This window comes from Actinomadura sp. 7K507 (assembly GCF_004348425.1).
Taxonomy (GTDB): Bacteria; Actinomycetota; Actinomycetes; order Streptosporangiales; family Streptosporangiaceae; genus Spirillospora.
The window spans coordinates 15,774-38,703 of the sequence record NZ_SMKK01000073.1; the positions used below are offsets into that span (position 1 = coordinate 15,774).

The 22,930-nt window shown below is 72.0% G+C and carries 18 protein-coding genes and 1 tRNA gene; 13 read left to right on the plus strand and 6 right to left on the minus strand.

The genetic code is table 11. The features are described from left to right. Positions 1-36: 36 nt before the first annotated feature. The 8 genes from E1285_RS18280 (at position 37) to E1285_RS18315 (ending at position 6,224) form a co-directional block, all read left to right on the plus strand. Positions 37-1,470 (plus strand): form I ribulose bisphosphate carboxylase large subunit, encoded by a 1,434-nt coding sequence (locus tag E1285_RS18280; RefSeq protein ID WP_132153598.1) that lies wholly within the window; start codon positions 37-39, stop codon positions 1,468-1,470. After that, entirely contained in the window at positions 1,470-1,898 is a 429-nt protein-coding gene (locus tag E1285_RS18285; RefSeq protein ID WP_132153600.1) for a ribulose bisphosphate carboxylase small subunit, read from the plus strand. Before E1285_RS18280 ends, E1285_RS18285 begins: the two co-directional genes overlap by 1 nt. Continuing rightward, entirely contained in the window at positions 1,895-2,845 is a 951-nt protein-coding gene (cbbX, locus tag E1285_RS18290) for a CbbX protein (protein ID WP_243722876.1), read from the plus strand. Before E1285_RS18285 ends, cbbX begins: the two co-directional genes overlap by 4 nt. A gap of 79 nt (positions 2,846-2,924) precedes the next feature. Continuing rightward, on the plus strand, positions 2,925-3,833 hold the full coding sequence (locus tag E1285_RS18295; RefSeq protein WP_207946646.1) for a PAC2 family protein: 909 nt from the start codon (positions 2,925-2,927) through the stop codon (positions 3,831-3,833). A gap of 53 nt (positions 3,834-3,886) precedes the next feature. Beyond that, on the plus strand, positions 3,887-4,306 hold the full coding sequence (locus E1285_RS18300; protein WP_132153604.1) for a CBS domain-containing protein: 420 nt from the start codon (positions 3,887-3,889) through the stop codon (positions 4,304-4,306). After that, positions 4,303-4,935, plus strand: coding sequence for a dienelactone hydrolase family protein (locus E1285_RS18305; protein WP_132153606.1), 633 nt, complete (start codon positions 4,303-4,305; stop codon positions 4,933-4,935). Before E1285_RS18300 ends, E1285_RS18305 begins: the two co-directional genes overlap by 4 nt. Continuing rightward, positions 4,935-6,104 (plus strand): geranylgeranyl reductase family protein, encoded by a 1,170-nt coding sequence (locus E1285_RS18310; RefSeq protein ID WP_132153608.1) that lies wholly within the window; start codon positions 4,935-4,937, stop codon positions 6,102-6,104. Before E1285_RS18305 ends, E1285_RS18310 begins: the two co-directional genes overlap by 1 nt. A 48-nt stretch (positions 6,105-6,152) precedes the next feature. Continuing rightward, positions 6,153-6,224, plus strand: a tRNA-Val gene (locus tag E1285_RS18315). Between the two features lie 60 nt (positions 6,225-6,284). Here the strand turns inward: E1285_RS18315 and E1285_RS18320 are convergent. The 6 genes from E1285_RS18320 to E1285_RS18345 form a co-directional block, all read right to left on the minus strand. Beyond that, complete coding sequence (locus E1285_RS18320; protein WP_207946647.1) at positions 6,285-7,124, minus strand: site-specific integrase; 840 nt, start codon at positions 7,122-7,124, stop codon at positions 6,285-6,287. A 1,150-nt stretch (positions 7,125-8,274) separates the two neighbouring features. Then, on the minus strand, positions 8,275-8,547 hold the full coding sequence (locus E1285_RS18325; protein WP_132153612.1) for a hypothetical protein: 273 nt from the start codon (positions 8,545-8,547) through the stop codon (positions 8,275-8,277). 142 nt (positions 8,548-8,689) lie between these two features. Beyond that, entirely contained in the window at positions 8,690-9,667 is a 978-nt protein-coding gene (locus E1285_RS18330) for an ABC transporter ATP-binding protein (RefSeq protein WP_132153614.1), read from the minus strand. Continuing rightward, positions 9,657-11,621 carry a dipeptide/oligopeptide/nickel ABC transporter permease/ATP-binding protein gene (locus E1285_RS47395; protein WP_132153616.1) on the minus strand — a complete coding sequence of 655 codons (1,965 nt, stop codon included), beginning with the start codon at positions 11,619-11,621 and terminating at the stop codon, positions 9,657-9,659. Before E1285_RS47395 ends, E1285_RS18330 begins: the two co-directional genes overlap by 11 nt. After that, on the minus strand, positions 11,611-12,558 hold the full coding sequence (locus tag E1285_RS18340) for an ABC transporter permease (protein ID WP_132153618.1): 948 nt from the start codon (positions 12,556-12,558) through the stop codon (positions 11,611-11,613). Before E1285_RS18340 ends, E1285_RS47395 begins: the two co-directional genes overlap by 11 nt. Positions 12,559-12,564: 6 nt before the next feature. Further along, positions 12,565-14,208 (minus strand): ABC transporter substrate-binding protein, encoded by a 1,644-nt coding sequence (locus tag E1285_RS18345; RefSeq protein WP_132153620.1) that lies wholly within the window; start codon positions 14,206-14,208, stop codon positions 12,565-12,567. Between the two features lie 166 nt (positions 14,209-14,374). Between E1285_RS18345 and E1285_RS18350 the strand changes: the two genes are divergently transcribed. The 5 genes from E1285_RS18350 to E1285_RS18370 form a co-directional block, all read left to right on the plus strand. Further along, positions 14,375-15,022, plus strand: a complete 648-nt coding sequence (locus E1285_RS18350) for a TetR/AcrR family transcriptional regulator (protein ID WP_132153622.1) — start codon at positions 14,375-14,377, stop codon at positions 15,020-15,022. 139 nt (positions 15,023-15,161) lie between these two features. Continuing rightward, the gene (gene glnII / locus E1285_RS18355; protein WP_132153624.1) at positions 15,162-16,175 is read left to right on the plus strand and encodes a glutamine synthetase; all 1,014 of its coding nucleotides are present in this window, start codon (positions 15,162-15,164) and stop codon (positions 16,173-16,175) included. Between the two features lie 171 nt (positions 16,176-16,346). Beyond that, on the plus strand, positions 16,347-16,976 hold the full coding sequence (locus E1285_RS18360) for a hypothetical protein (protein ID WP_132153626.1): 630 nt from the start codon (positions 16,347-16,349) through the stop codon (positions 16,974-16,976). 223 nt (positions 16,977-17,199) lie between these two features. Continuing rightward, complete coding sequence (locus E1285_RS18365; RefSeq protein WP_132153628.1) at positions 17,200-18,297, plus strand: alpha/beta hydrolase; 1,098 nt, start codon at positions 17,200-17,202, stop codon at positions 18,295-18,297. 202 nt (positions 18,298-18,499) lie between these two features. Continuing rightward, the coding region (locus E1285_RS18370; protein ID WP_207946648.1) for a beta-ketoacyl synthase N-terminal-like domain-containing protein at positions 18,500-22,930 on the plus strand (4,431 nt) is incomplete at its 3' end.

The following is a 22,930-nucleotide window of genomic DNA, read 5'->3' on the forward strand; positions in this document are numbered from 1 at the left end:
CCCGCCATCCAGGCTTCAGGCTGAAGGAGAGCGGCGATGAGCTCGGGCAGATGGTCGGCGGGCGTGATCCCCTACGCGGAGATGGGCTACTGGCGCCCGGACTACCAGCCGAAGGACAGCGACATCCTCGCCGCCTTCCGGATCACGCCGCAGCAGGGCGTCCCGCCGGAGGAGGCCGGCGCGGCCGTCGCGGGCGAGTCGTCCACCGCGACCTGGACGGTCGTGTGGACGGACCGGCTCACGTCCTACGAGAACTACCAGGCGAAGTGCTACAAGGTGGAGCCCGTCCCAGGACATGACAACCAGTTCATCGCCTACATCGCCTACGACCTCGACCTGTTCGAGGAGGGGTCGATCGCGAACCTGACGTCGTCCATCATCGGGAACGTCTTCGGCTTCAAGGCGCTCAAGGCGCTGCGCCTTGAGGACATGCGGATCCCCACCCACTACGTGAAGACGTTCCAAGGGCCGGCGCACGGCATCGTCATGGAACGCGAGTACCTCGGCAAGTTCGGCCGTCCGCTGCTGGGCGCGACCGTGAAACCGAAGCTCGGGCTGTCGGCGCGCAACTACGGCCGTGTCGTATACGAGGCGCTCCGAGGCGGCCTGGACTTCACCAAGGACGACGAGAACATCAACTCCCAGCCGTTCATGCGCTGGCGCGACCGCTTCCTGTACTGCATGGAGGGCGTGAACAGGGCGCAGGCGACGACAGGCGAGGTGAAGGGCCACTACCTCAACGTCACCGCCGGGACGATGGAGGACATGTACGAGCGCGCCGAGTTCGCCAAGGAACTCGGCAGCGTCATCGTGATGATCGACCTCACCATCGGCTACACGGCGATCCAGTCCATGGCCAAGTGGGCCCGAGCCAACGGCGTCATCCTGCACCTGCACCGCGCGGGGCATTCCACGTACACGCGGCAGAAGAGCCACGGCGTCAACTTCCGCGTCATCGCCAAGTGGATGCGGCTGGCCGGCGTCGACCACATCCACGCGGGGACGGTCGTCGGCAAGCTGGAAGGCGACCCGAACAGCGTCCGCGGCTACTACGACACCCTGCGCCTAGACAAGGTGGAGGCCGACCCACTGAAGGGTCTGTACTTCGACCAGGAATGGGCGTCGATGCCGGGCACGCTGCCGGTCGCGTCGGGCGGCATCCACGCCGGCCAGATGCACCAGCTCCTGCACTACCTCGGCGAGGACTCCATCCTCCAGTTCGGCGGCGGGACGATCGGCCACCCGATGGGCATCGCCGCCGGCGCCACCGCCAACCGCGTCGCGCTCGAAGCGATGATCAAGGCGCGGAACGAGGGCCGCGACTACCTCACCGAGGGCCCCGACATCCTGCGCGCCGCCGCCAAGAACAGCCGCGAGCTGGACGTCGCCCTGTCCACCTGGGGCGACATCACCTTCACCTACGAATCCACCGACACCCCCGACGTCGTCGAAACTCCTGTGAGCATCTGATGCGGATCACCCAAGGAACGTTCTCCTACCTGCCCGATCTCACCGACGAGGAGATCACCAAGCAGGTCGCCTACGCCCTGGACCAGGGCTGGCCGTGCTCGGTCGAGTTCACCGACGACCCGCACCCGCGCAACTCCTACTGGGAGATGTGGGGCCTGCCGATGTTCGACCTCGCCGACCCCGCCGGCGTCCTGTTCGAGATCAACGAGTGCCGCAGGGCGTACCCGGGCCACTACATCCGCCTGAACGCCTACGACGCGAGCTACGGACGGCAGACGACCGCGCTGCAGTTCATCGTCCAGCGCCCGGCGGAGGAACCCGGCTTCCGCCTCGACCGCACGGAGACGTCCGACCGGCGCGTCCGCTACACCCTGCACCCCTACGCGCTGGACCGTCCCGAAGGCGACCGGTACGAGGCGGGACGTTGAGCGAACGCCCCGGATTCGGGATGCGCCAGAACGGCTCCCCGGTGGACTCTTCCCAAGCTCCCGCCACCGGGGAGCCGCTCCCTCCCGGCGCCCGCGTCGACCTCGCCAAGGAACGCGCCGACTCCCAGGTCGACGACGTCCTGGACGCCCTCGACCGCGAACTCGTCGGCCTCGCCCCCGTCAAGACCCGCATCCGGGAGATCGCGGCGCTCCTGCTCGTCGACCGCGTCCGCGCCCGCTTCGGCATCGACTCGGGACGCCCCAGCCTGCACATGTGCTTCACCGGCAGCCCCGGCACCGGCAAGACGTCCGTCGCGCTGCGGCTCGCCGAACTCCTGCACCGCCTCGGCTACATCCGCCGCGGCCACCTGGTGTCCGTCACCCGCGACGACCTCGTCGGCCAGTACGTCGGCCACACCGCCCCCAAGACCAAGGAGGTCCTCAAGAGGGCCATGGGCGGCGTCCTGTTCATCGACGAGGCGTACTACCTGTACCGCGCCGAGAACGAACGCGACTACGGGCAGGAGGCCATCGAGATCCTCCTCCAGGTCATGGAGAACCAGCGCGACGACCTCGTCGTCGTCCTCGCCGGCTACAAGGACCGCATGGACTCCTTCTTCGCGTCCAACCCCGGCATGAGCTCCCGCATCGCCCACCACATCGACTTCCCCGACTACGAACCGGACGAGCTGGAGGCGATCGGCCGCCTGATGATGGACCGGGAGGGCTACGGCCTGGCCCCCGAGGCCGAGCCCGTCTTCCGCGACTACCTCACCCGCCGCCGCGCGCAGCCCCGCTTCGCCAACGCCCGCTCCGTCCGCAACGCCATCGAACGCGCCCGCCTGCGCCACGCCAACCGCCTCCTGGCCCGGGAAGGCGACGTGGGCCGCGAAGACCTCACCACCCTCCACCCCGAAGACTTCCTTGCCAGCCGCGTCTTCCGGTGACCGGCGTCACGCCTGAACCGGGGATGAGCCTCCGCATGTCCTAATGTTGTTCCGACGACATGTAGAGGTGGGGGAGAAGTTGCTTAACCCTGAGGATCTGTACGAGCTTGACGCCGACCTGCCGGAAATGACGGGTCCGGTGCTGCTGCACAGCCTCGACGGCTTCGTGGACGCCGGATCCACCGGGCAGCTCGTGCGCGAGCACCTGCTGGAGGCATTGGAGCACCGCGTCATCGCCCGCTTCGACGTCGACTCGCTGATCGACTACCGGGCGCGCCGCCCGCCGATGACCTTCGACCGCGACCACTGGTCCTCCTACGAGGCGCCCGAGCTGGTCGTCCGGCTGCTGCGCGACGACGCCGGCAGCCCGTTCCTGATGCTGTCCGGGCCCGAACCCGACCGCCTGTGGGAGGGCTTCACCACGGCCGTCCAGGACCTGGTCAAGCGGCTCGGCGTCGGCCTGGTCGTCGGCTTCCACGGCATCCCGATGGGCGTCCCGCACACCCGTCCCGTCGGCATCACCTCGCACGCCACCCGGCCGGAGCTGATCGCGAAGAACTCCTGGTTCGACAAGGTCCAGGTCCCCGGCAGCGCCGCGGGCCTCCTCGAACTGCGGCTCGGCGAGGCGGGCCACGACGCCGTCGGGCTCGCCGTCCACGTCCCGCACTACCTCGCCCAGTCCGCCTACCCGGCCGCCGCGGTCGCGGCCCTGGAGGCCGTCGTCGACGCCACCGGGCTCGTGCTGCCCGTCGAGCGGCTCCGCGAGGCCGCCGAGGCCACCGACGCCGACATCGCCGAGCAGGTCGACGGTAACGACGAGGTGGAGAAGGTCGTCCGGGCCCTGGAGCAGCAGTACGACGCGTTCGCCGGGGCCGCCGAACGCGACAACCTCCTCGCCGAATCGGCGGACATGCCCACGGCCGACGAACTCGGCGCCCAGTTCGAGCGCTTCCTCGCGGAGCAGGACGGGCCCGACTCGCCGTCCTAGACATATCCCTCCGGTCGCTGGGTAGGCGAGGCTCCGAGGGGGGAGGCTCGCTCATGGCCCAGAAGGTGAACGAAGTGATGACGCCGGCGCCCGTGACGGTGTCCCCGGACACGTCGCTGGCCGAGGTCGGGGACCTCATGCGCCAGCACGGCATAGGGGACGTCCTGGTCGTCCACGAGGGGCGGCTCCGCGGCCTGGTAACCGACCGCGACATCGTCGTCCGCGCCGTCGCCCTCCAGAAGGACATGTCCCGCACGGCCGTCGCCGACATCTGCAGCACCAACATGATCACCGTGGCGCCGGGCGACGACGCCGGCGTCGCCGTCGGGCTGATGCGGGAGCACAGCGTCCGCCGCGTCCCCGTCGTGGACGGCGACCGCCCGATCGGCATGGTGTCGATCGGCGACCTCGCCGTCCAGCGCGACGAGCGGTCGGCCCTCGCCGACATCAGCGCGGAACCGCCGAACACGTGATCACGCTGAAGCTGGAGGACGCCGACCTGCCCGGCGACCTCGCGATACCGGACGGCGCGAACGGCGTCGTCCTGTTCGCGCGGGGCGGCGGCTCCCAGCACGGCCCCCGCGACCCCGAGGTCGCGGACGCCCTGAACGCCGCCGGGATCGGGACGCTGCTCATCGACCTGCTCACCGAGCACGAGGACCAGCTCGACCGCGTCACCGCCGCCCTCCGCTCCGACATCGAACTCCTGACGCTCCGCCTCATCGGCGCGATCGACCAGCTGACCGAGGGCCTCGAATCCGCCCCGCACACGGCCGGCCTCCCCATCGGCCTGCTCGGCACCGGCACCGGCGCCGCCGCGGCGCTGGCCGCGGCCGCCGCCCGCCCCCGGATCGGCGCGGTCGTCTCCCGAGGCGGCCGCCCCGACCTGGCGGGCCCGTCCCTGCCGCGCGTCCACGCCCCCGTCCTGCTGATCGTCGGCGGCGGTGACCCGGAGATCCTCCGCCTCAACGAAAAGGCCAACGCGGTGCTCGACATTTCGGAAGTCCACGTCATCTCCGGCGCCACCTGCCACTTCGAGGAGCCCGGAGCCCTCGAAGAGGTGACCACCCAGGCCGCCGACTGGTTCAATCGTCATCTGTGATGCGCGACGTCATCGTTGTCGGCGCCGGCCCCGCCGGATCCGCCGTCGCCTGCCATCTCGCCCGGTCCGGCCTGGACGTCCTCGTCCTGGAGAAGACGTCCTTCCCCCGCGAGAAGATCTGCGGCGACGGCCTCACGCCACGCGCCGTCCAGGAACTCCAGACCCTCGGCATCGACCTCACCACCCCGGGCTGGTTCCCCAACCGGGGCATCCGCCTCATCGGCTCCGGCCGCAGCCTCGAACTCGACTGGCCGGAGGGGCAAGGCCTCACCCGCACCCGAGCCGACTTCGACGAGATCCTGGCCCGCCAGGCCACCTCCGCCGGAGCCGCGCTCCAGGAGAACACCAAGGTCACCGGCCCGCTCCGGGCGAACGGCAGGGTGACCGGCGTGGACACCGACCAAGGCGCCCACGAGGCCCGCCTGGTCATAGCCGCGGACGGAGCCTCCTCCCGCCTGTCGGTGGCCCTGGGCCTGCGCCCGTCCCGCGACCGCCCCATCGGCATCGCGGGCCGGCGCTACTTCCACAGCCCCCGCCACGACGACCCGTACCTGGAGGCCTGGCTCGACCTGGCCCCCGCCGGCTACGGCTGGGTCTTCGGCATGGGCGACGGCACCTGCAACGTAGGCGTCGCCCTCCTGCGCACAGAGCACCCCGACTACCGCAGCCTCCTCTCCGGCTGGCTGGCCCCACTCCCAGCCGCCTGGGGCTTCACCGAGGAGAATGCCGCGGGCCCCCTCCGCGGCGCCGCCCTGCCCATGGGCTTCAGCCGCCGCCCCCACTACCTCCCCGGCCTCCTCCTCGTCGGCGACTCCGGAGGCATGATCAACCCGTCCAACGGCGAGGGCATCGCGTACGCCCTCGAAGCCGCCCGCATAGCCGCCGACGTCATCACCACGGCCTTCTCATCGCCGTCTCCCGAACGAACCCTCCGGGCCTACCCGTCCGCCCTCGAACGCGCCAACGGCCGCCCCTTCACCCTCGGCCGCGCCTTCACCCGCGCCATCGACGACCCCCGCATCATGCGCCTGGCCACCCGCCAGGGCCTGTCACACCCGTCCCTCATGCGCTTCGCCCTCAAGATCTTCGGCGGCCTCCCCACGCCGGCCACGCGCAGCACCACCGACCACCTGGCCGCCGCCCTCACCAAGCTCACCCCCGCCTCCTGACCGCTTCGCGATACCCCCCACCGACCAGGTACGCTTTCCCGGCAACGCGGGCGCGTAGCTCAGGGGTAGAGCACTCGCCTTACAAGCGAGGAGTCGGCGGTTCGAAACCGTCCGCGCCCACCGGCCAGAAGACCCTGTTCCCGATCATGGGAACAGGGTCTTCGTGCCATTAGCGTGCCATTAGCCGACGAGAGCGAGGGTTCCGGCCGGTCCGTCGTCGTCATCCGGGTTGCCGCTGTTGATCTTGTTGTCCATGGCTTGGGCGATGGCCCGGTTACCGCCCGCCGTCCGGTGCTGGTAGATCAGCGCGGCCCGCACGCTGTCATGGCCCATGCGTTCCATGAGGTCGCGGAGCGTAGCGCCGGACTCGGCCGCGAAGGAGTTTCCCGTGTGCCGGAGGTCGTGAAAGTGGAGGTCGGGCACGCCGAGCTTGGTCACGATCTCGGTCCATTTGGTCGCCCGCCGGAAGTTGGCCCGCCGCAGGACGTCGCCACGCTTACCGGTGAAGATCAGCGCATCATCCTCCGCGCCGGTGAAGTTGCCGAGATGCCGCCGCAGGTCGGGGATGATCGCTTGGGGGAGTGCCACCGTGCGCAGGCCCGCGCGTGACTTGGGCGGCCCGATGATCAGTTCGCCCGTGTCCAACTCGACCTGAGCTTGCCGAACGGTGACCGTCCCGGCGTTGAGGTCGAGATCCATCCGGCGCAGCGCGACGACCTCACCCCATCGGAGGCTTGCGAACGTCGCGAGGAGCACGAGGGCGCGCAGGTGCTCCGGGACCATCCCGGCCAGCTTGAAGACCTGAGCGACGGTGAGGACCGGCCGCTCATCAGGCTTCTCTTCGCCGGCCCCTTTGATCCGGCACGGATTGCGGGCAATGATCATGTCGTCGGTCGCCGTCATCAGCACGGCCCGCAGCAGCCGGTACGCCTTGGCCACCTCGGACGCGCCGACGCCCTCACCGATCAGGGTCGCCCGCCACTCCCGCACGGCCGCCGTGTCGATCTTGCCGATGGGCACATTGCCGAGATACGGCGTGATGTGACGACGGAGCAGTCCCCTATCAAGGGGCGGCGGTGCTCAGGCCGCTGCGCGGCCCCGCGCCAGGCCGCCCGGAGCGTGCGGCGTGGGCGCCGGTCACCGGACGGCCGCGCCGGGCCGCGCTTCCTGCGTCCGCCGCTCTGTCCGCCAGTCGCCGGCGGTCACGGGGTCCGCGCCGCCGCCCAGGTGAGGGATCAGTCCAGCCCCATGAGTTCCCGCCGCTTTGCCCAGCGGCGGAACCGCCACCGATAGACCGGTCCGACCGCGAACCTGAAGGCCGCTTCATCGCCGTTCACGACCAGCCGAAGCCGCCTGATGGTCGGAGAGCCGTCGGTCGAGCGCAGTCGAAGACGAAGCAGGCGAACGCGAAGGAGTGCTCTCCACGTGTCCTCATCCCGGTGAGCCTGGAGCACTAGCCGGACAGCTTCGAACGTGGGAAAGGCATGGAACTCACACCGCACCATGGGCTGATCCCGTCCGATCTCCCGTAGCACAGCAACCGGTCGGCACCCACGCGTGAGCACGTAATCAGCTCTGTCCATTTCCGTCACTCCCGTCGCCCCCGCAGCGCTGCATGCCACGTAGCCTCTCGCAGGCGGATCACCAAAAGAAGCCTCCGGCGGGGGCACTCCGACTCTGGGAAGCATGGGGCGTGTCCGTGACGGTCACCGAGGGGTTAGGGGAAGCTCAGGCAGGGGAGCGGTGTGCGTGCCACGCGGGAGGGCGCCCGCGTGCCATAAGCGTGCCACTGGGGAGCCTGTGGAGCTTGAGGCGCACCATGTCAGGACGGTGATCATGCGGCGCGTCCGTGTCATTCGCGTGCCATTAGGTCTGAGGACGGGACCGCGTAGCCGTGCGGGAGGGCGGCGGAGGCCCAGGTGAGCGACGCCGTTCGGATGATCACGGCTCCTTACAAGCGAGGAGTCGGCGGTTCGAAACCGTCCGCGCCCACCGGCCGGAAGACCCTGTTCCTGATCATGGGAGCAGGGTCTTCGTGCCATTAGCCGACGTGCGTGAGCGTTACGGTCCCCCCATCGCCGTCATCCGCATGGTGGGGGCATGGCGGCGCGGCGTTTTGGGGCGCGGATGTGCCGGCGGGCGGGGCGTCGCCTGTGGTGGCGCCGTTCGGTCACTTCGTGGTGCTGGTGAGGTCTGTGAGGCGGCGTTCGAGGGCGGTCAGGCGGTCTTCGACGGACCGGTGGTGCAGGAGGTCGGCCAGCTGGTCGGCCTCGTCGGGGTCCAGGACGAAGCGTTCCGAGGGCTCGTCGGCGTCGGCGGAGTCGTAGACGAAGAAATGGCGGCGCTGCGCGGCGTCCACGAGGATTCCGAAGCGCCCGCCGCCTCGGGTGACGATGTGGTGCAGGGTGCCGTTGCCGGGTACGGTCGAGTGCTTGATCTGCAAGTCGGCGGTACCTCCGTGTGCGTGGGACGGGCCCACCTACATTGTCGGCGGTGGACGCGGCGACCGGCATCGGGAGCAGTACCCATCCGGCGGGCTTGCGGTATGTAGGGCGGGCGCAACCCGCTACAGGTCCGCAGGCGGGTCATTCGGCGGGATGGTGGCAGGCGACCCAGTGGCCGGGGCCGATCGGGCGCATCAGGGGTTCCTCGGACGCGCAGCGGGCGTCGGCCTTGGGGCAGCGGGTGCGGAAACGGCAGCCGCTGGGGGGCGCCGCCGGCGAGGGAGGCTCCCCGCTGGCGGTCTCCTCGTCCGGGGCGAGGCGGAGCGGGCCGCGCGGGACGGACGCCAGGAGTGCGCGGGTGTAGGGGTGGGCGGGACGTTCGACGAGGTCCGCGCCCGCCGCCAGCTCGCAGGTCTTGCCGAGGTACATGACCAGGACGCGGTCGCTGACGTTCTTGATCACCGCGAGGTCGTGCGCGATGAACACGAGGGTGAGCCCGTAGCGGGCCTTGAGGTCTTCGAGCAGGTTGAGGATCTGCGCCTGCACCGAGACGTCGAGGGCGGACACGGGCTCGTCGCAGATGATCACTTCGGGTTCGAGGGCCAGGGCGCGGGCGATGCTGATGCGCTGGCACTGGCCGCCGGAGAACTCGTGCGGGCGCCGCCCGGCGGAGGTGGCAGGGTCGAGGCCCACCGCCTCCAGCGCCTCGTCGATCCGGGACGCGTCGCCGTTCAGGGTGCCCCAGACGCGGGGGCCTTCGGCGACGATGTCGCGGACGCGGCGCCGGGGGTTCAGCGAGGAGATCGGGTCCTGGAAGATCATCTGGAGTCGTTGCCGGGTCCGGCGCAACGCCTCGCCGCGCAGGCCGGTGAGCTCCAGGCCGGTCAGCCGCACCGATCCGGAGGCCGGGCGTGGCAGCTGCATGATCGCCCGTGCGGCGGAGGACTTGCCGCAGCCCGATTCGCCGACGATCCCGAGGGTCTCGCCCTTGGCCACGTCGAAGCTCACGCCGGACACGGCGTGCACGGTGCGGCGCCCGGACGGGTACGTGACCGTGAGGTCCTGGACGCGCAGGACCTCGTCCGCGTTCCGCAGGTGCGCGGTTCCGCTACCCGCCATGGCGGACGCTCCTTTCCGCGGCTGCGGGCCGCGTGTCGGTTCCGTCCGCCGGATACCAGCAGGCGTGGGAACGGTCGTCGTCGCCGGTGAGCAACGGGGGTTCGTCGGTCCGGCAGCGGTCTCGGGCGAACGGGCAGCGGGGGTGGAACCGGCAGCCGGCCGGCGGGTCGGCGAGGTCGGGTGGGCGGCCGTCGATGACCGTGAGCCTGGTGTGGCTCGGGGCCGTGAGGTCGGGGGCGGCGCGCAGGAGCGCCTCGGTGTAGCGCATGCGGGGGGCGGTGAACACGGCCTCGGCCGGGCCGTGTTCGACGACCTTTCCCGCGTACATGACGATCACCTCGTCGGCGTGTTCGGCGACCACGGTGAGGTCGTGGCTGACCAGGACCATCGCCATGTCCCGCTCGTCGCGCTGCCGGTGCAGCAGCCGCATGATCTGCTTCTGGACGGTGACGTCGAGCGCGGTGGTGGGTTCGTCGGCGAAGAGCACCTCGGGGTCGCACGACAGGGCCATCGCGATCGTGATCCGCTGGCGCATGCCGCCGGAGAGCTGGTGCGGGTAGCCGCGCAGCACGCGGCGCGGCTCCGGGATGCCGACGGAGGCGAGCAGCTCCTCGGCGGTGTCGAGTGCCTGCTTGCGGCTCATTCCCAGGTGGACGCGGAGCGGCTCGGTCACCTGGGTGCCGATGGTGCGGACGGGGTTGAGGGCGGTCATGGGGTCCTGGAAGACGGTGGCCATGCGGGTGCCGAGGACGTCGCGCATTCCGTCGGGTCCGGCGTCGGTGAGGTCCCGGTCGCCGAGGTACACCCGGCCGGAGCGGTCGGCGGCGTCCGGGAGGAGCCCGAGGATGGAGCGGATGAGCACCGACTTGCCGCTGCCGGACTCGCCGACGATGGCGAGTGTGCGCCCGCGTTCGAGGGTGAACGACACCCCGTCGACGGCTCGGAGCGTCCCGCGCGGGGTGGGGAACGCGGTGTGCAGGCCGGCCACTTCGAGCAGTGCCGGCGGGCCGTCCTGCCGGGTGGTGGGCGCGGTGGTCGTCGCGGTGGTCGGCGGGGCCGCCCGGCGCTTGCCGCGCGGGGGTTCCAGGCCGCTCTCCCGGTAGCCGGTGAGTTCCTGCAGCCGGTCGCCGACGAGGTTGAACGCCAGCACGGTCAGGAACATCACGGCGGACGGCACCAGGACGATGTGCGTGGCCGTGTCCAGCGTGCTGCGGCCATCGTTGATCATGCCGCCCCAGGTGGGCGTCGGGGGACGCACCGACAGGCCGAGGAACGCGAGGCTGCCCTCGGCGATCACGATGACGGCCATCACGGTGAAGGCGTAGGAGAGGGCGGGCAGGACGACGTTCGGGGCGATCTCCCGCCACATCACGGTGGCGCCGCGGGCGCCGAGCGCACGCGCGGCGGTGACGAACTCGCGCCGGGCGAAGGAGAGCGTCACACCGCGGATCAGCCGGACCCAGGCGGGTACCCCGAGCAGCCCGAGCACGATCAGGACGTTGCGGACGCTGGGGCCGGCGAAGGCCACCACCGCCAGTGCGAGGACCAGCGCGGGGAAGGCGAGCAGGATGTCGTTGCCCGTCATGATGATCCGGTCGACCAGGCCGCGGCGGTAGCCGGCGAGGAGGCCGAGCGGGCCGCCGATGAGCAGGCCGAGGACGACGGCGCCGACGCCGACGCCGAGCGACACGCGGGCGCCGTGGACGACGCGGCTGAGCATGTCGCGGCCGAGCCCGTCGGTGCCGAGCGGATGGTCCGGGCCGGGAGCCGCGCCCGGGTCGCCGCTGAGCGTGGCGTCGTGGTCCGGGAGGGGCAGCACGTCGGCGAGGAGGGCCGCGGCGACCACGAGGACGATCCACAGGGCGGCGAGCCGGAAGCCCCAGCCGAGCCGCCTGCGCCGCTTCGCCTGGCGGCCGGGCCCGGCCGCCTCGTCCGGGACGGTTTCAGGAAGCATGGCGGATCCTCGGGTCGAGAACTCCGTAGAGCAGGTCGATGCCGAAGTTGACCAGGACGTAGCCGACCGCGACGACGAGCACCCCGCCCTGGACGACCAGGTAGTCGCGGGACAAGATCGAGTCGACGATGAGCCGGCCGACGCCGGGCAGGCCGAACAGGGTCTCGATGATGACCGCGCCTCCGATCAGTGCTCCGAGGTTGAGCCCGACCACGGTGACCAGTGAGATCGCCGACGGGCGCAGGGCGTGCCGCCACAGGACGCGGCGGGGCGACAGGCCCCGGGCGCGGGCCAGCGTGATGTAGTCCTCGCGGAGGGTCGCGATCAGGTCGGAGCGCAGGAGCCGGGCGTAGACGGCGAGTTGCGCGGCGGCGAGCGTCACCGCCGGGAGCAGCATCGACCGCAGGTTCCCGGCGGGGTCCACGCCGAACGGGGTGTACCCGGTGGCCGGGAGCAGCGGCCACCGCACCGCGAAGACCATGATCAGGACGACGCCGGACACGAACACGGGGGTGGACAGCAGCCCGAAGCTCGCGGTGGTGAGCGTCCGGTCGAGGAGGCCGCCGGCCCGGCGTGCCGCAGCCACCCCCGCGGGCACCGCGAGGCCCAGGGAGATGACCTGGGACAGGAGCAGCAGTTCCAGCGTGACCGGCAGCCGCTGCGCCAGGGACTCGGTCACGGGGGTGCTGGTGATGTAGGAGGTACCGAGGTCACCGGTGACCACTCCGCCCAGCCAGGCGAGGTAGCGGCGCCAGAACGGCTCGTCCAGGCCGAGGTCCTGCCGTACCGCCGCCAGGGCGGCCTGGTCCCCGGAGTAGCCCAGGATCTGGGTGGCGGGGTCGCCCGGGAGCAGTGTGATCATCCAGAAGGCGAGCAGGGTCACGACGAGCAGGACGAACAGCAGCTGCGCGCCCCGCCGCAGCAGGATGGCGGCCATCGGCGCTCACCTGCCGATCCAGATCTGGCCGAACGGGTGCGTCGGCGAGCCGATGAGCGGCTTGGCGGTCGATCCGTCCGGCAGCTTGTACTGGGCCAGGCCGTTCACGTTGGACTTGGTGACCACCGCGCTGGTGGAGAGGTGGTCGATCCAGATGAACGGCAGTTCCGCACGGAGGCGCTTCTGCACGGTCGCGTACGCCTTCTTGCGCGCGGCCTCGTCGGAGCTCGCGCGGCCGGCGTCCAGGGCGGCGCTCAGCTGCTCGTCCTTGATCCGGCTCATGTTGATGGAGATGGAGCCGACCGGCTGGACGAACCTGGAGTGCAGCCAGGTGTAGGCCTCGTCGGGGTCGGGCCGGTTGAACTGCTCCCAGACCATCGCGCTGTAGTTCCCCATGAGGGCGCGCTGGATGAGATCGGCCTGGTCGGCCTGGCGGACGGTGACGTCGATGCCGGCCTTCTTCCACATGTCCTGGACGAGTTCGGCGTTCTGCATCGCCGACTGGTCGGGGACGCTCAGCAGTTCGATCTGGACCGGCCCCTCCTCCCGCTCGTACTCGGCGATCAGCGCCTTCGCCTTGTTCAGGTCGAGCGGGGGGTAGCCGCCCGGGACGTACCACTTCGAGTCCGGTGACCAGGGGCCGTCGGCGGGCTCGGTCAGGTCGGAGCGCAGCGTCTTGATGATCGCTTCGCGGTCGGTGGCGTGGGCCATCGCCTGCCGGACCCGCAGGTCCTTCGTCGGGCCGGCGGCGGTGTTGAGCATGAAGGCCAGTTCGGGGACCGACATGCCGGCGGCCCTGTACAGCTTGTACGTGCCCTGCTCGGCGAGCTTCCCGAACTTGACGATGTCGTTGTCGCGCTGGGTGGCCATGGCGGTGAGCCCGCCCGACTCCAGGGTCTGCGCCCGGGTCTGGAAGTCCGGCAGGATCCGGAACTCGACGCGGTCGAGGTAGGGCAGTCCTTCGCGCCAGTACTCCGGGTTCTTCTTCACGATGAAGCGGTTGTCGGGGGTGTAGCTCTGGAACATGAACGGCCCGGTGCCGACGGGCTGCCGGCTCGCCTTGTCGGAGTCGGTGAGGGAAAGCTGGGGGACGATCATGCCGACCTGGGTGGCCAGCGTGTAGGGAAAGCTCACCCAGGGGCTGATGAGATCGATCTGGACGGTCCTGGCGTCGACGACCTTGATGTCGCGGACCGGGGCGAGGACCGCCGCCGTCAGCGGCGAGGCCTTCTGCGCGTCCAGGTTGGCCTTGACGATCTCGGCGTTGACGGGCTGTTCGTTGGAGAACGTGACGCCCTCGCGGAGCTTGATCGTCCACCGGGCGGAGTCCTTGCTCGGCTCGACGGACGCGGCCAGCAGCGGGCGCCACTGCCCGGTGGCGTCGACGGTGGTGAGCGTCTCGATGATGGTGCCGGCCATCGCGTAGGTCTGCGGGGCGAACGAGTCGGTGATCGGGTTGAAGCCGTCGGCGTCCGCGCCGAGGCCGTAGATCAGGTTTCCGCCTCGTACGGGCGTTCCCTCCGGACCGGAGCCGGTGCCGGACGTTCCGGTGCCCGAGCACGCCGCCGCCAGCGCGGCGCACGTGGTGAGAGCCAGTGCGGCCGCGGTGGCCCGCCGCCGCCGGTGCCGCTGTGTCGTCACAAGTCCCACGACAACCCCTCTCCGTGACCGAGGTCACAGACTTTTCGCCGATAGTACTATCACCGAATACGATTTCAATGGGTTGACAGCGACTGATTTATGCGCGATGTACAGGTGGCATGGTTGATTCGATGGCCGGTATGGCTATCGTTGGGCTGAAAGTTCAGGGGGATCGATGCCTGATGTGACGCTGAGCCGGCGCGAGGCCAAGGATCTGACCCGGCGCCGCCTGCTCGGGTCCGCCCTGCGCATCCTCGACACCGAGGGTGAGGCGGGCCTGTCGACGGGGAACGTCTGCCGGAGTGCCGGCATCGCCCAGTCCACGTTCTACGTGCACTTCCGCAACATGCAGGACCTGCTCGAAGCGCTCGGTGAGGAGGCCGCCCGGCAGGCCGGCCCGGTGATCCGGGAGGCCAGGCAGCGCTCCAGCGACGCGCCTCGCAGCGCCGAACGGCTCCGGGAGGCGTTCCGCGTCCCGCTCGAGAAGATGTGCGCCCACCCCGAGTTCTTCCGGCTCAACGTCCGGGCCCGTTTCGACCGCGCCACCCCGCTGGGCGAGGCCGCCCGCCGCCGCGCCGCGGACACCCGCGCCGGTCTGGTCGAGGATCTCGTCGCCGCGGGCATCCCGGCGGACACGCCGGAGCGCGCGCTGCGGCTGGAGATGGTCGCCGACGGTGTCACGTCCCTGACCGAGGCGATGGCGATCGGCCACCTGGACGGCCGCTACCCCGACATCGAGGAGTGCGTGGACGTCCTCGTCGCGTTCTTCGCGGGCGTCCGCGCGCAGGTCCTCGGCGACCAGGCCGCGTCCGGTACGGAGTGAGGTGGATGCCCGGAATCTAGTCGATTCGGGCATTAACCCCTTCCATTAGGCCGTTTACATGACGTTCACAAACGGGCAACAGGTCAGAAATGCCCGATTGGCAGCGTGTGACGTGCCGAACCTCCTCGAAGGGACCCACGTGAGCTACAAGGCCGAGTACATCTGGATCGACGGAACCGAGCCGACCGCGCGGCTGCGGTCGAAGACGAGGATTCTGGCCGACGGCGCCGACCTGCCGGACTGGGGCTTCGACGGGTCCAGCACGAACCAGGCGCCAGGTGACAACTCCGACTGCGTCCTCAAGCCGGTCTTCTCCTGCCCCGACCCCATCCGGGGCGGGGAGAACAAGCTGGTGCTGTGCGAGGTCTTCCTCGTGGACGGGACGCCGCACGAGACCAACACGCGCGCCAAGCTGCGTCCGATCGCCGAGCAGTACGCGGCGCAGGACTCCTGGTACGGCATCGAGCAGGAGTACACGTTCTTCAAGGACGGGCGGCCGCTGGGCTTCCCCGAGCGCGGCTACCCGGCCCCGCAGGGCTTCTACTACTGTGGTGTCGGCGCCGACGAGGTGTTCGGCCGCGACATCGTCGAGGCCCACATGGACGCCTGCCTCGCCGCCGGGCTGAAGCTCTCGGGCATCAACGCCGAGGTCATGCCGGGGCAGTGGGAGTTCCAGATCGGGCCGGCGGGAACGCTCGAGGTCGGCGACCACATGTGGGTCGCGCGGTGGCTGCTCTACCGCATCGCCGAGGACCACGACGTCTCCGCGACCCTCGACCCGAAGCCGGTCGAGGGCGACTGGAACGGCGCGGGGGCGCACACGAACTTCTCGACCAAGGCCATGCGCGAGGGGTACGACGCGATCATCACGGCGTGCGAGGCGCTCGCCGAGAAGGCGCAGGAGCACGTGGCCGGGTACGGCGCCGACATAGAGCGGCGGCTGACCGGCATGCACGAGACGGCGCCGTGGAGCGAGTTCAGCTACGGCGTGTCGGACCGTGGCGCGTCGGTGCGGATCCCGTGGCAGGTCGAGGTCGACAAGCAGGGCTACATCGAGGACCGCCGGCCGAACGCCAACGTCGACCCGTACGTGGTCGCCCGCCTGATCACGGGCACCTGCTGCGCGGCGCTGGAGAAGGCCGGCCAGGTCTGACCGGAGCGGCCGAGATCCCCGGGGAGCCCGTCTCTCCGGGGATCTTCGCGTCCCGGCGGGGCCCGTCATGCCGGGCAACGCGGCCAAACATCGGCAAAATGGTGTGCTTGGGGGGAGTCCCCACGTTCGGTGCCGGGTAGCACTCCTTACGTTCGCACCGGGGGAGGGAACATGCCCGATTCGTCATTCGGGCGGTACTCCGGCGGCCTGCCGGGCAGGCCCGCCGGCCGCCCTGCGCCACGGCCCTGGGAACGGTCGTTCCGGTGTCCCTCCACGGCGCGGCGGCGCCCGGTGGAGGCGCCGGCGAGACGGTACGAGGACTTCGTCGCGCTGCACGAGGAGATTTCCGGCCGCTCCGGGCCGCCGCTGCGCCCGCTGTGGTGGACGGGGGGAGCCGCCGCGTTCGCCGGGGCGGTCCTGTCGTTCGCGGCGGTCATCGGGCTGCGCGCCATGTTCGGCGTGCAGGTCCCGGTGTTCGCGGGCGAGCACACCGCCGCGGAACCCGCCGCGACCAGCTACGCGCTGTGCGCGATGGCGGCGACGATCCAGGCGACCGCGCTGATGCATCTGCTGCTGGCGACGGCGGCGCGCCCGGTCCGGGCGTTCGCGTGGATCGGCGGTATCGCGGTCGCGCTGCTGACGATCCTGCCGCTGACGCTGAAGGGCCCGTTCGACGCGGCGCTCGCGACGTCCGGCATCAACCTGATCGGCGGGACGTCCGTGGTGGTGGTGCTGTCGGCCGCGGTGGCCGGATCGCGGCCGTTCGGGTGGGACGCCCCGTTTAGACGCGGCAGGCGGTGACTCCGCGGCCCGCGGGGCCGTCTCGGCACGGTCCCCGGCCGCGGCGGCGTGCCCCGAAACCGTCCGGTGTCAATCCGAATTAACGAAGGATTCACAGGCGGACGTTATCGGGTGCGCTCTGACCAGTGTATTAATGCCTAGGTAGGCCGTGCTGTGCGGAACGGCCGCCTTTGGTCAATGCGCACCCGGGGGTGTTCGCCGAATGCGGATGGATAATGACGGAATGATCCTCTCCCCGCGAGGCCTGCGAGCCGCCACGTCCAATCTCCTCCAGCTGGTGCTGACCGGGCAGGTGGCCGATCTGCGTCCGATGCCGGCGGAAATGATCGACGACGCGCCGCGGCGGTCGGTGTTCCGCTACCGGCCGCCCGAGGGGGTGGTGCCGGCGGGCCCGCCGGTTCTGTTCGTCCCGCCGCCGGCGGCGCCTGCGCGCTGCTACGACCTGCGCCGCGGGTGCAGCCTCGCCGAGCACGTCGTCCGCGCGGGACGGCGCAGCTACCTCCTCGACTACGCGCCGGTCCGGCACGGCGACCGTGACCTGGGGCTGGCGGAGTGGATCGGGGACGTGCTGCCCGGCGCGATCCGGGCGGTCAGCCGGGACGCGGGCGGACAGCCCGTCCAGCTCGTCGGCTGGTGCCTGGGCGGGATCTTCTCCCTGCTCGCGGCCGCCGACGACCCGGGCCTGCCGATCGCGTCCGTCGCCGTGATCGCCGCGCCGGTCGACGCGGGCGCGGTACGGCTGGCGGCGCCGCTGCGGCCGCTGCTCGGCCTCACCCGCGGGGCCGAGGCTGACGTGCTCGGGCTGATGTTCGGCGGCCTGCCCCGGCCACTGGTGAAACGGGCCTACCGGGTCGCCGGAATAGACAAATTCGCGCTGCGTCCTTACAGGATACTGACCAACCTTGACAATCTCGATTACCTGGCGCAGGCCGAGGCCGTCGATCATTTCACGGATACGATGATCGCCTACCCGGGCCGCGCCGCGCGGCGGACTTACCGGACCCTTTTACGGGACAGCCCGCTGATGCGCGGCGGCATCGAGATCGGCGACCGCCGGGTGGAGCTCCGCCGGGTCGCCGTGCCGGTCCTGGCCATCGCGGGGCGCGGCGACGTCCTCGCGCCGGTCCGGGCAGTCCTGCCCCTCATCCGGCTGCTGGCCGGGTCGCCGCAGGTGCGGTTCGAGATCGCCTCCGGCGGCCATCTGGGCGTGCTGACCGGACGATCGGCCAAGACGACGACGTGGCGGCATCTGGACCGCTGGCTCGACGAGGGCATCGTCAGGCACGGCATCCGCCCGCAGCGCGCCCCCGCCACCGTCTGAACCCGCGCGGGCGCCCGCGAGCACCCGTCGCAGGTCTTCGGCACGTCAAGGGACGTTCCAATGTCCTTTGCGGCGCCGTCATCGGCGCGCACCCGGGTGTGTCGTCCCGGTAACGGGAGGGTCGCCGACCGTAGTGTTGCGCACCGTTGTTGCGAGCCGCGCCGGTCCGGACCGGGCCGGGCGGGACGTCGGAGGGCAGCGCATGGCGGCGGACACGGGCGAGTACGGGCAGGGGCCGGGGGACCGCCTCCGGGCCGAGATCATCGGGGTCACCCCGTTCGGCCGGCCCGCGTCCCATCTGGCCGTGGCGGTCGCGCGCGCGGGCGGGACCGGCGTGCTCGACCTCGGCGCCGACCGGGCGTCCGGCCTCGCCGCCCTCGCCGACGTACGCCGCTGGTGGACGGGCCCGTTCGGCGTCCGCGTCCCGGCCGGGTGCCGCATCAGGCCGGCCGAGATCCCCGCCGCCGCCGACACCGTCCTGGTGGACGCGCCCGCGCTGCGGTCCGACGACTCGCTCGACGTTGCCGGTTTCGCGCGCGGGCGCCGTCTCCTGATCGAGGTCGTGGGGCCGGACGAGGCGGCCGCCGTCATCCCCGTCGCCCGCGGGTTCACCGGCGACGTGGGGCTCATCGCGCGGGGCGCCGAGGCGGGCGGCCGTGTGGGCGACCTGACCGCTTTCGTCCTGCTCCAACGGTTGCTGGGCGACCCGTCCGTGGACGTCCCGGTGTACGCGGCGGGCGGCATCGGGCCGCACACGGCCGCGGCGGCTGTCGCGGGAGGCGCGGACGGGGTCGTCCTGGACGTGCAGCTCGCGCTCGTCCGGGAGATGGACCTGCCCGCCGAGGTCGCCGCCGCGGTGGGGCAGGACGGGCCGCTCGCCGCCACGCTCGCCGACCGCCACAAGACCGCCGGGGGAGTGGTCCAGGCGGTCCGCGAGCAGATCGGCGCGCACCTGCGGGCCGCCGTCCGGGCTGAGCCGCTGGCCCCGCGCGACGACGCGTCCAGCCCCGCGTACCCGGTCGTGCAGGGGCCGATGCCGCACGTCAGCGACTGCTCGGCGTTCGCCGGCGCGGTCGCCCAGGAGGGCGCCCTGCCGTTCCTGGCGCTCGCCATGATGGACGGCGACCGGGTGCAGGCGCTGCTGCGCGAGACCGCCGACCGGCTCGGCGGACGCCCGTGGGGCGTCGGCGTCGCCGGGGTCGTGCCGCCCGGCGTCCGCGAGGCGCAACTCGCCGCCGTCCGCGCGGCCGGGCCCCCGCACGCGCTCATCGCCGGCGGGTGCCCGGCGGAGGCGGAGCCGCTGGAGGCCGCCGGGGTCGGCACGTACCTGCACGTCCCGTCGCCCGATCTGCTGGACCGGTTCCTGGACGAGGGCGCGCGGAAGTTCGTCTTCGAGGGCCGGGAGTGCGGCGGTCACATCGGGCCGCGCGCGGCCTTCCCGCTCTGGGAGGCGCAGGTCGAGCGGCTGATGGAGCTCGGCGGCGACGCGGGCGAGCTGTCGGTGATGTTCGCGGGCGGGATCCACGACGAACGTTCCGCCGCCATGGTGGCCGCGCTGGCGGGGCCGCTGGCGGAGAGGGGCGCCGATGTCCGCGTGCTGATGGGCACCGCGTACCTGTTCACCCCGGAGGCGGTCGCGACGGGCGCGATCCTGCCGGGCTACCAGGACACCGCGCTCGGCAGCGAGGGGACTGCCCTGCTGGAGTCGTCGCCCGGCCTCGTGACCCGCTGCGCCCGCACCCCGTACGTGGAGGCCTTCGCGGAGACCCGCCGGGAGCTGGAACAGGTCGGGATGTCCCGCGACGAGGTGCGGCGCCGCCTCGAGAAGCTGAACCTCGGCCGCCTGCGCATCGCCGCGAAGGGCCTGCGCCGCGGCCATCCCGTCGACGCCGCCGAGCAGCGGACCGGCGGCATGTACACGATGGGCCAGGTCGCGGCGCTGCGCTCGGCCACGTCCACCATCGCCGACCTGCACGAGCAGGTCACGAACGGCGCCACGACGTTCCTCGCCGCCCGCTCCGCCGAACTGGGCCTCGCCGGCACGCGCCCGCACCCGGACCCGGCGGACGCGGCGCGCCCGGCCGACATCGCGATCATCGGGATCGGCTGCGTCTTCCCCGGCGCCCGCGACGCCGACGGGTACTGGGCGAACATCGTCGCGGGCGTGGACTCCGTCACCGAGGTCGAGCGCTGGGACCCGGAGATCCACTACGACCCGTCAGCCGAAGGGAAGACGCCGTCCAAATGGGGCGGTTTCATCCCCGACGTCCCGTTCGATCCCCACGCGTACGGCATCCCGCCGGACGCGCTCGGCGGCGTCGACCCGATCCAGCTCCTCTCCCTGGAGGTCGCGTCCCGCGCGCTCCACGACGCCGGGTACGCCGACCGTCCGTTCGACCGCGCAGCAACGTCCGTGTTCTTCGGCGCCGCCGGCGGCGGAGACCTCGGTACCGCGTACGGCGTCCGCGCGACGCTCCCGTCCTACCTCGGCGAGGTCCCGGCCGCGCTGGACGAGCGGCTCCCGCGTCCGGACGGGGGCTCGCTGCCCGGCGTCCTCACCAGCGTGATCGCCGGCCGGATCGCCGGCGCCCTCGACCTCGGCGGCACCGGCTACACCGTCGACGCGTCGGGCGCCGCGTCCCTGGCCGCGCTCGACGCCGCCTGCAAGGACCTCGCCGCGGGCGCCAGCGACATGGCCCTGTGCGGCGGCGCCGACCTGAGCAACGGCGTCCAGGACTACCTGCTGCTGGCCTCGGCGCTGTCCCCGACGGGCCGCTCCGCCGCCCTCGACGCGTCCGCGGACGGCATCGTGCCCGGCGAGGGCGTCGCGTGCGTCGTCCTCAAGCGCCTCGGGGACGCCGAACGCGACGGCGACCGGATCTACGCGGTCGTCAAGTCCGTCGCCGGAGCCGGCGACGGCCGCGCCCCCGACCTCACCACCCCCGGCGCCGCCGGCCAGCGGCGCGCCCTGGACCGCGCCTACGAACGCGCGGGCGTCCCACCCGCCCGGGTCGGCCTCATCGAGACGCACGGGACCGGCGACGAGGCCGCTGACCGGACGGAACTCACCGCCCTGACGTCGGTGTTCACCGACTCCGCCGCGGGCGCCGTCACCCTCGGCTCGGTCAAGGCGCAGATCGGGCACACCAGATGCGCCGCGGGGCTCGCCGGCCTCATCAAGACCGCGTACGCCCTGCACACGGGCGTGCTCCCGGGGACGCCGCACCTCGTCCGTCCCAACTCCGCGTGGACACCGGACGGCCCGTTCGCGTTCGGCGGCGCCGCGCGGCCGTGGGCGGCCCGTCCCGGCGACCGGTACGCGGGGGTGAGCGGCTCCGGCTACGGCGGCGCGAACTTCCACGCCGTCCTGTCCGGATACGACGGCGCGCCCGAACCCGTCTCCGGGCTCGCCGAGTGGCCGGCGGAGCTGTTCCTGATCCGCGCCGCCGACCGTCCCGCCGCTCGCGCCGGGATCGACCGGCTCCTGGAACTGTCCGCGGAGGGGCCCCGCCTCCGCGACCTCGCGCGGACGGCCGCGTCCCTCCAAGGGCCGCTCCAGGCGGCCTTCGTGGCCACGGACCTGGACGACCTGCGGCGCAAGCTCGCGCTCGCGGGGGAGTTCCGCCCGGCGCCGGGCGTGTTCGTCCGCGCCGGCGATCCGGGCCAGGTCGCGTTCCTGTTCCCCGGCCAGGGCGGCCGGCGGCCCAACATGCTCGCGGACCTCTTCGTCGCCTTCCCCCGCCTGCAGCGCCTCCTCCGCCTGGCCGGCGGACGGTACGCCCCGGCGATGTTCCCGCCCGCCGCGTTCACCCCGGACGAGACCGGCCGCGACCAGGCCGAGATCACCCGGGCCGCCCGGCCCGCCCTCGGCATCGCCGGACTCGCCGTCCACCGCCTGCTCACCGCCGTCGGCGTCCACCCCGACCTCGCCGCCGGCCACGACCTCGGCGAACTCGTGGCGCTCTGCGCGGCCGGCGTCTTCGACGACACCGACATGGTCGAGCTCAGCGCCGCCCGCGCCGAGGCGTCCGCCGACCTGCGCGCCGACCTCCTCGGCCGCGACCTCCGCTCGCCCGCCTTCCCCGTCTGGGCCGACACGACCGCCGCCCCCTACGACACCGAACCCGCCGAACTCGCCGCCACCCTCGCCGGACAGATCGCCGCCGCCGGACAGATCGCCGCGCCCGTCCGCTTCGCGGAGCGGATCGAGGCCATGTACGCCGCGGGCGCCCGCACCTTCGTCGAGGCGGGCCCCGGAGGCGTCCTCACCGGCCGGGTCGGCGAGATCCTCGGCGACCGCCCGCACACCGCCGTGAGTTGCGACGCCCCTGGCGAGAACGGCCTCACCCGCCTCCTGCACGCCCTTGCCGAACTGGCGGCCGCCGGCGTCCCGGTGGACCCGCTGCCCCTCTTCGCCGGCCGCGACGCCCGCCCGCTCACCGCCCCGGCCCCGGCACCCGGCTGGCTCGTCAACGGCCACCTCGTCCGCACGTCCGACGGCGCCTACCCGCCCGGCGCACTCCGCCCCGCCGAACGCGTCCCGGCGACGAGCGACCGCGACTCCGAAGCCGTCCTCGAATACCTCCGCACGGGCCGCGAGCCGATCGCCGCCCAGCGCGAGGGGATCCTCCGC

Excerpts from the sequence above, each read along its gene's own strand:
- E1285_RS47395 (WP_132153616.1), bottom strand. The coding sequence starts at position 11,621 with ATGCTTCCTGAAACCGTCCCGGACGAGGCGGCCGGGCCCGGCCGCCAG.
- E1285_RS18280 (WP_132153598.1), top strand. The coding sequence starts at position 37 with ATGAGCTCGGGCAGATGGTCGGCGGGCGTGATCCCCTACGCGGAGATG.
- E1285_RS18285 (WP_132153600.1), top strand. The coding sequence starts at position 1,470 with ATGCGGATCACCCAAGGAACGTTCTCCTACCTGCCCGATCTCACCGAC.
- E1285_RS18340 (WP_132153618.1), bottom strand. The coding sequence starts at position 12,558 with ATGGCCGCCATCCTGCTGCGGCGGGGCGCGCAGCTGCTGTTCGTCCTG.
- E1285_RS18310 (WP_132153608.1), top strand. The coding sequence starts at position 4,935 with ATGCGCGACGTCATCGTTGTCGGCGCCGGCCCCGCCGGATCCGCCGTC.
- E1285_RS18300 (WP_132153604.1), top strand. The coding sequence starts at position 3,887 with ATGGCCCAGAAGGTGAACGAAGTGATGACGCCGGCGCCCGTGACGGTG.
- E1285_RS18350 (WP_132153622.1), top strand. The coding sequence starts at position 14,375 with ATGCCTGATGTGACGCTGAGCCGGCGCGAGGCCAAGGATCTGACCCGG.
- E1285_RS18360 (WP_132153626.1), top strand. The coding sequence starts at position 16,347 with ATGCCCGATTCGTCATTCGGGCGGTACTCCGGCGGCCTGCCGGGCAGG.
- E1285_RS18330 (WP_132153614.1), bottom strand. The coding sequence starts at position 9,667 with ATGGCGGGTAGCGGAACCGCGCACCTGCGGAACGCGGACGAGGTCCTG.
- E1285_RS18365 (WP_132153628.1), top strand. The coding sequence starts at position 17,200 with ATGATCCTCTCCCCGCGAGGCCTGCGAGCCGCCACGTCCAATCTCCTC.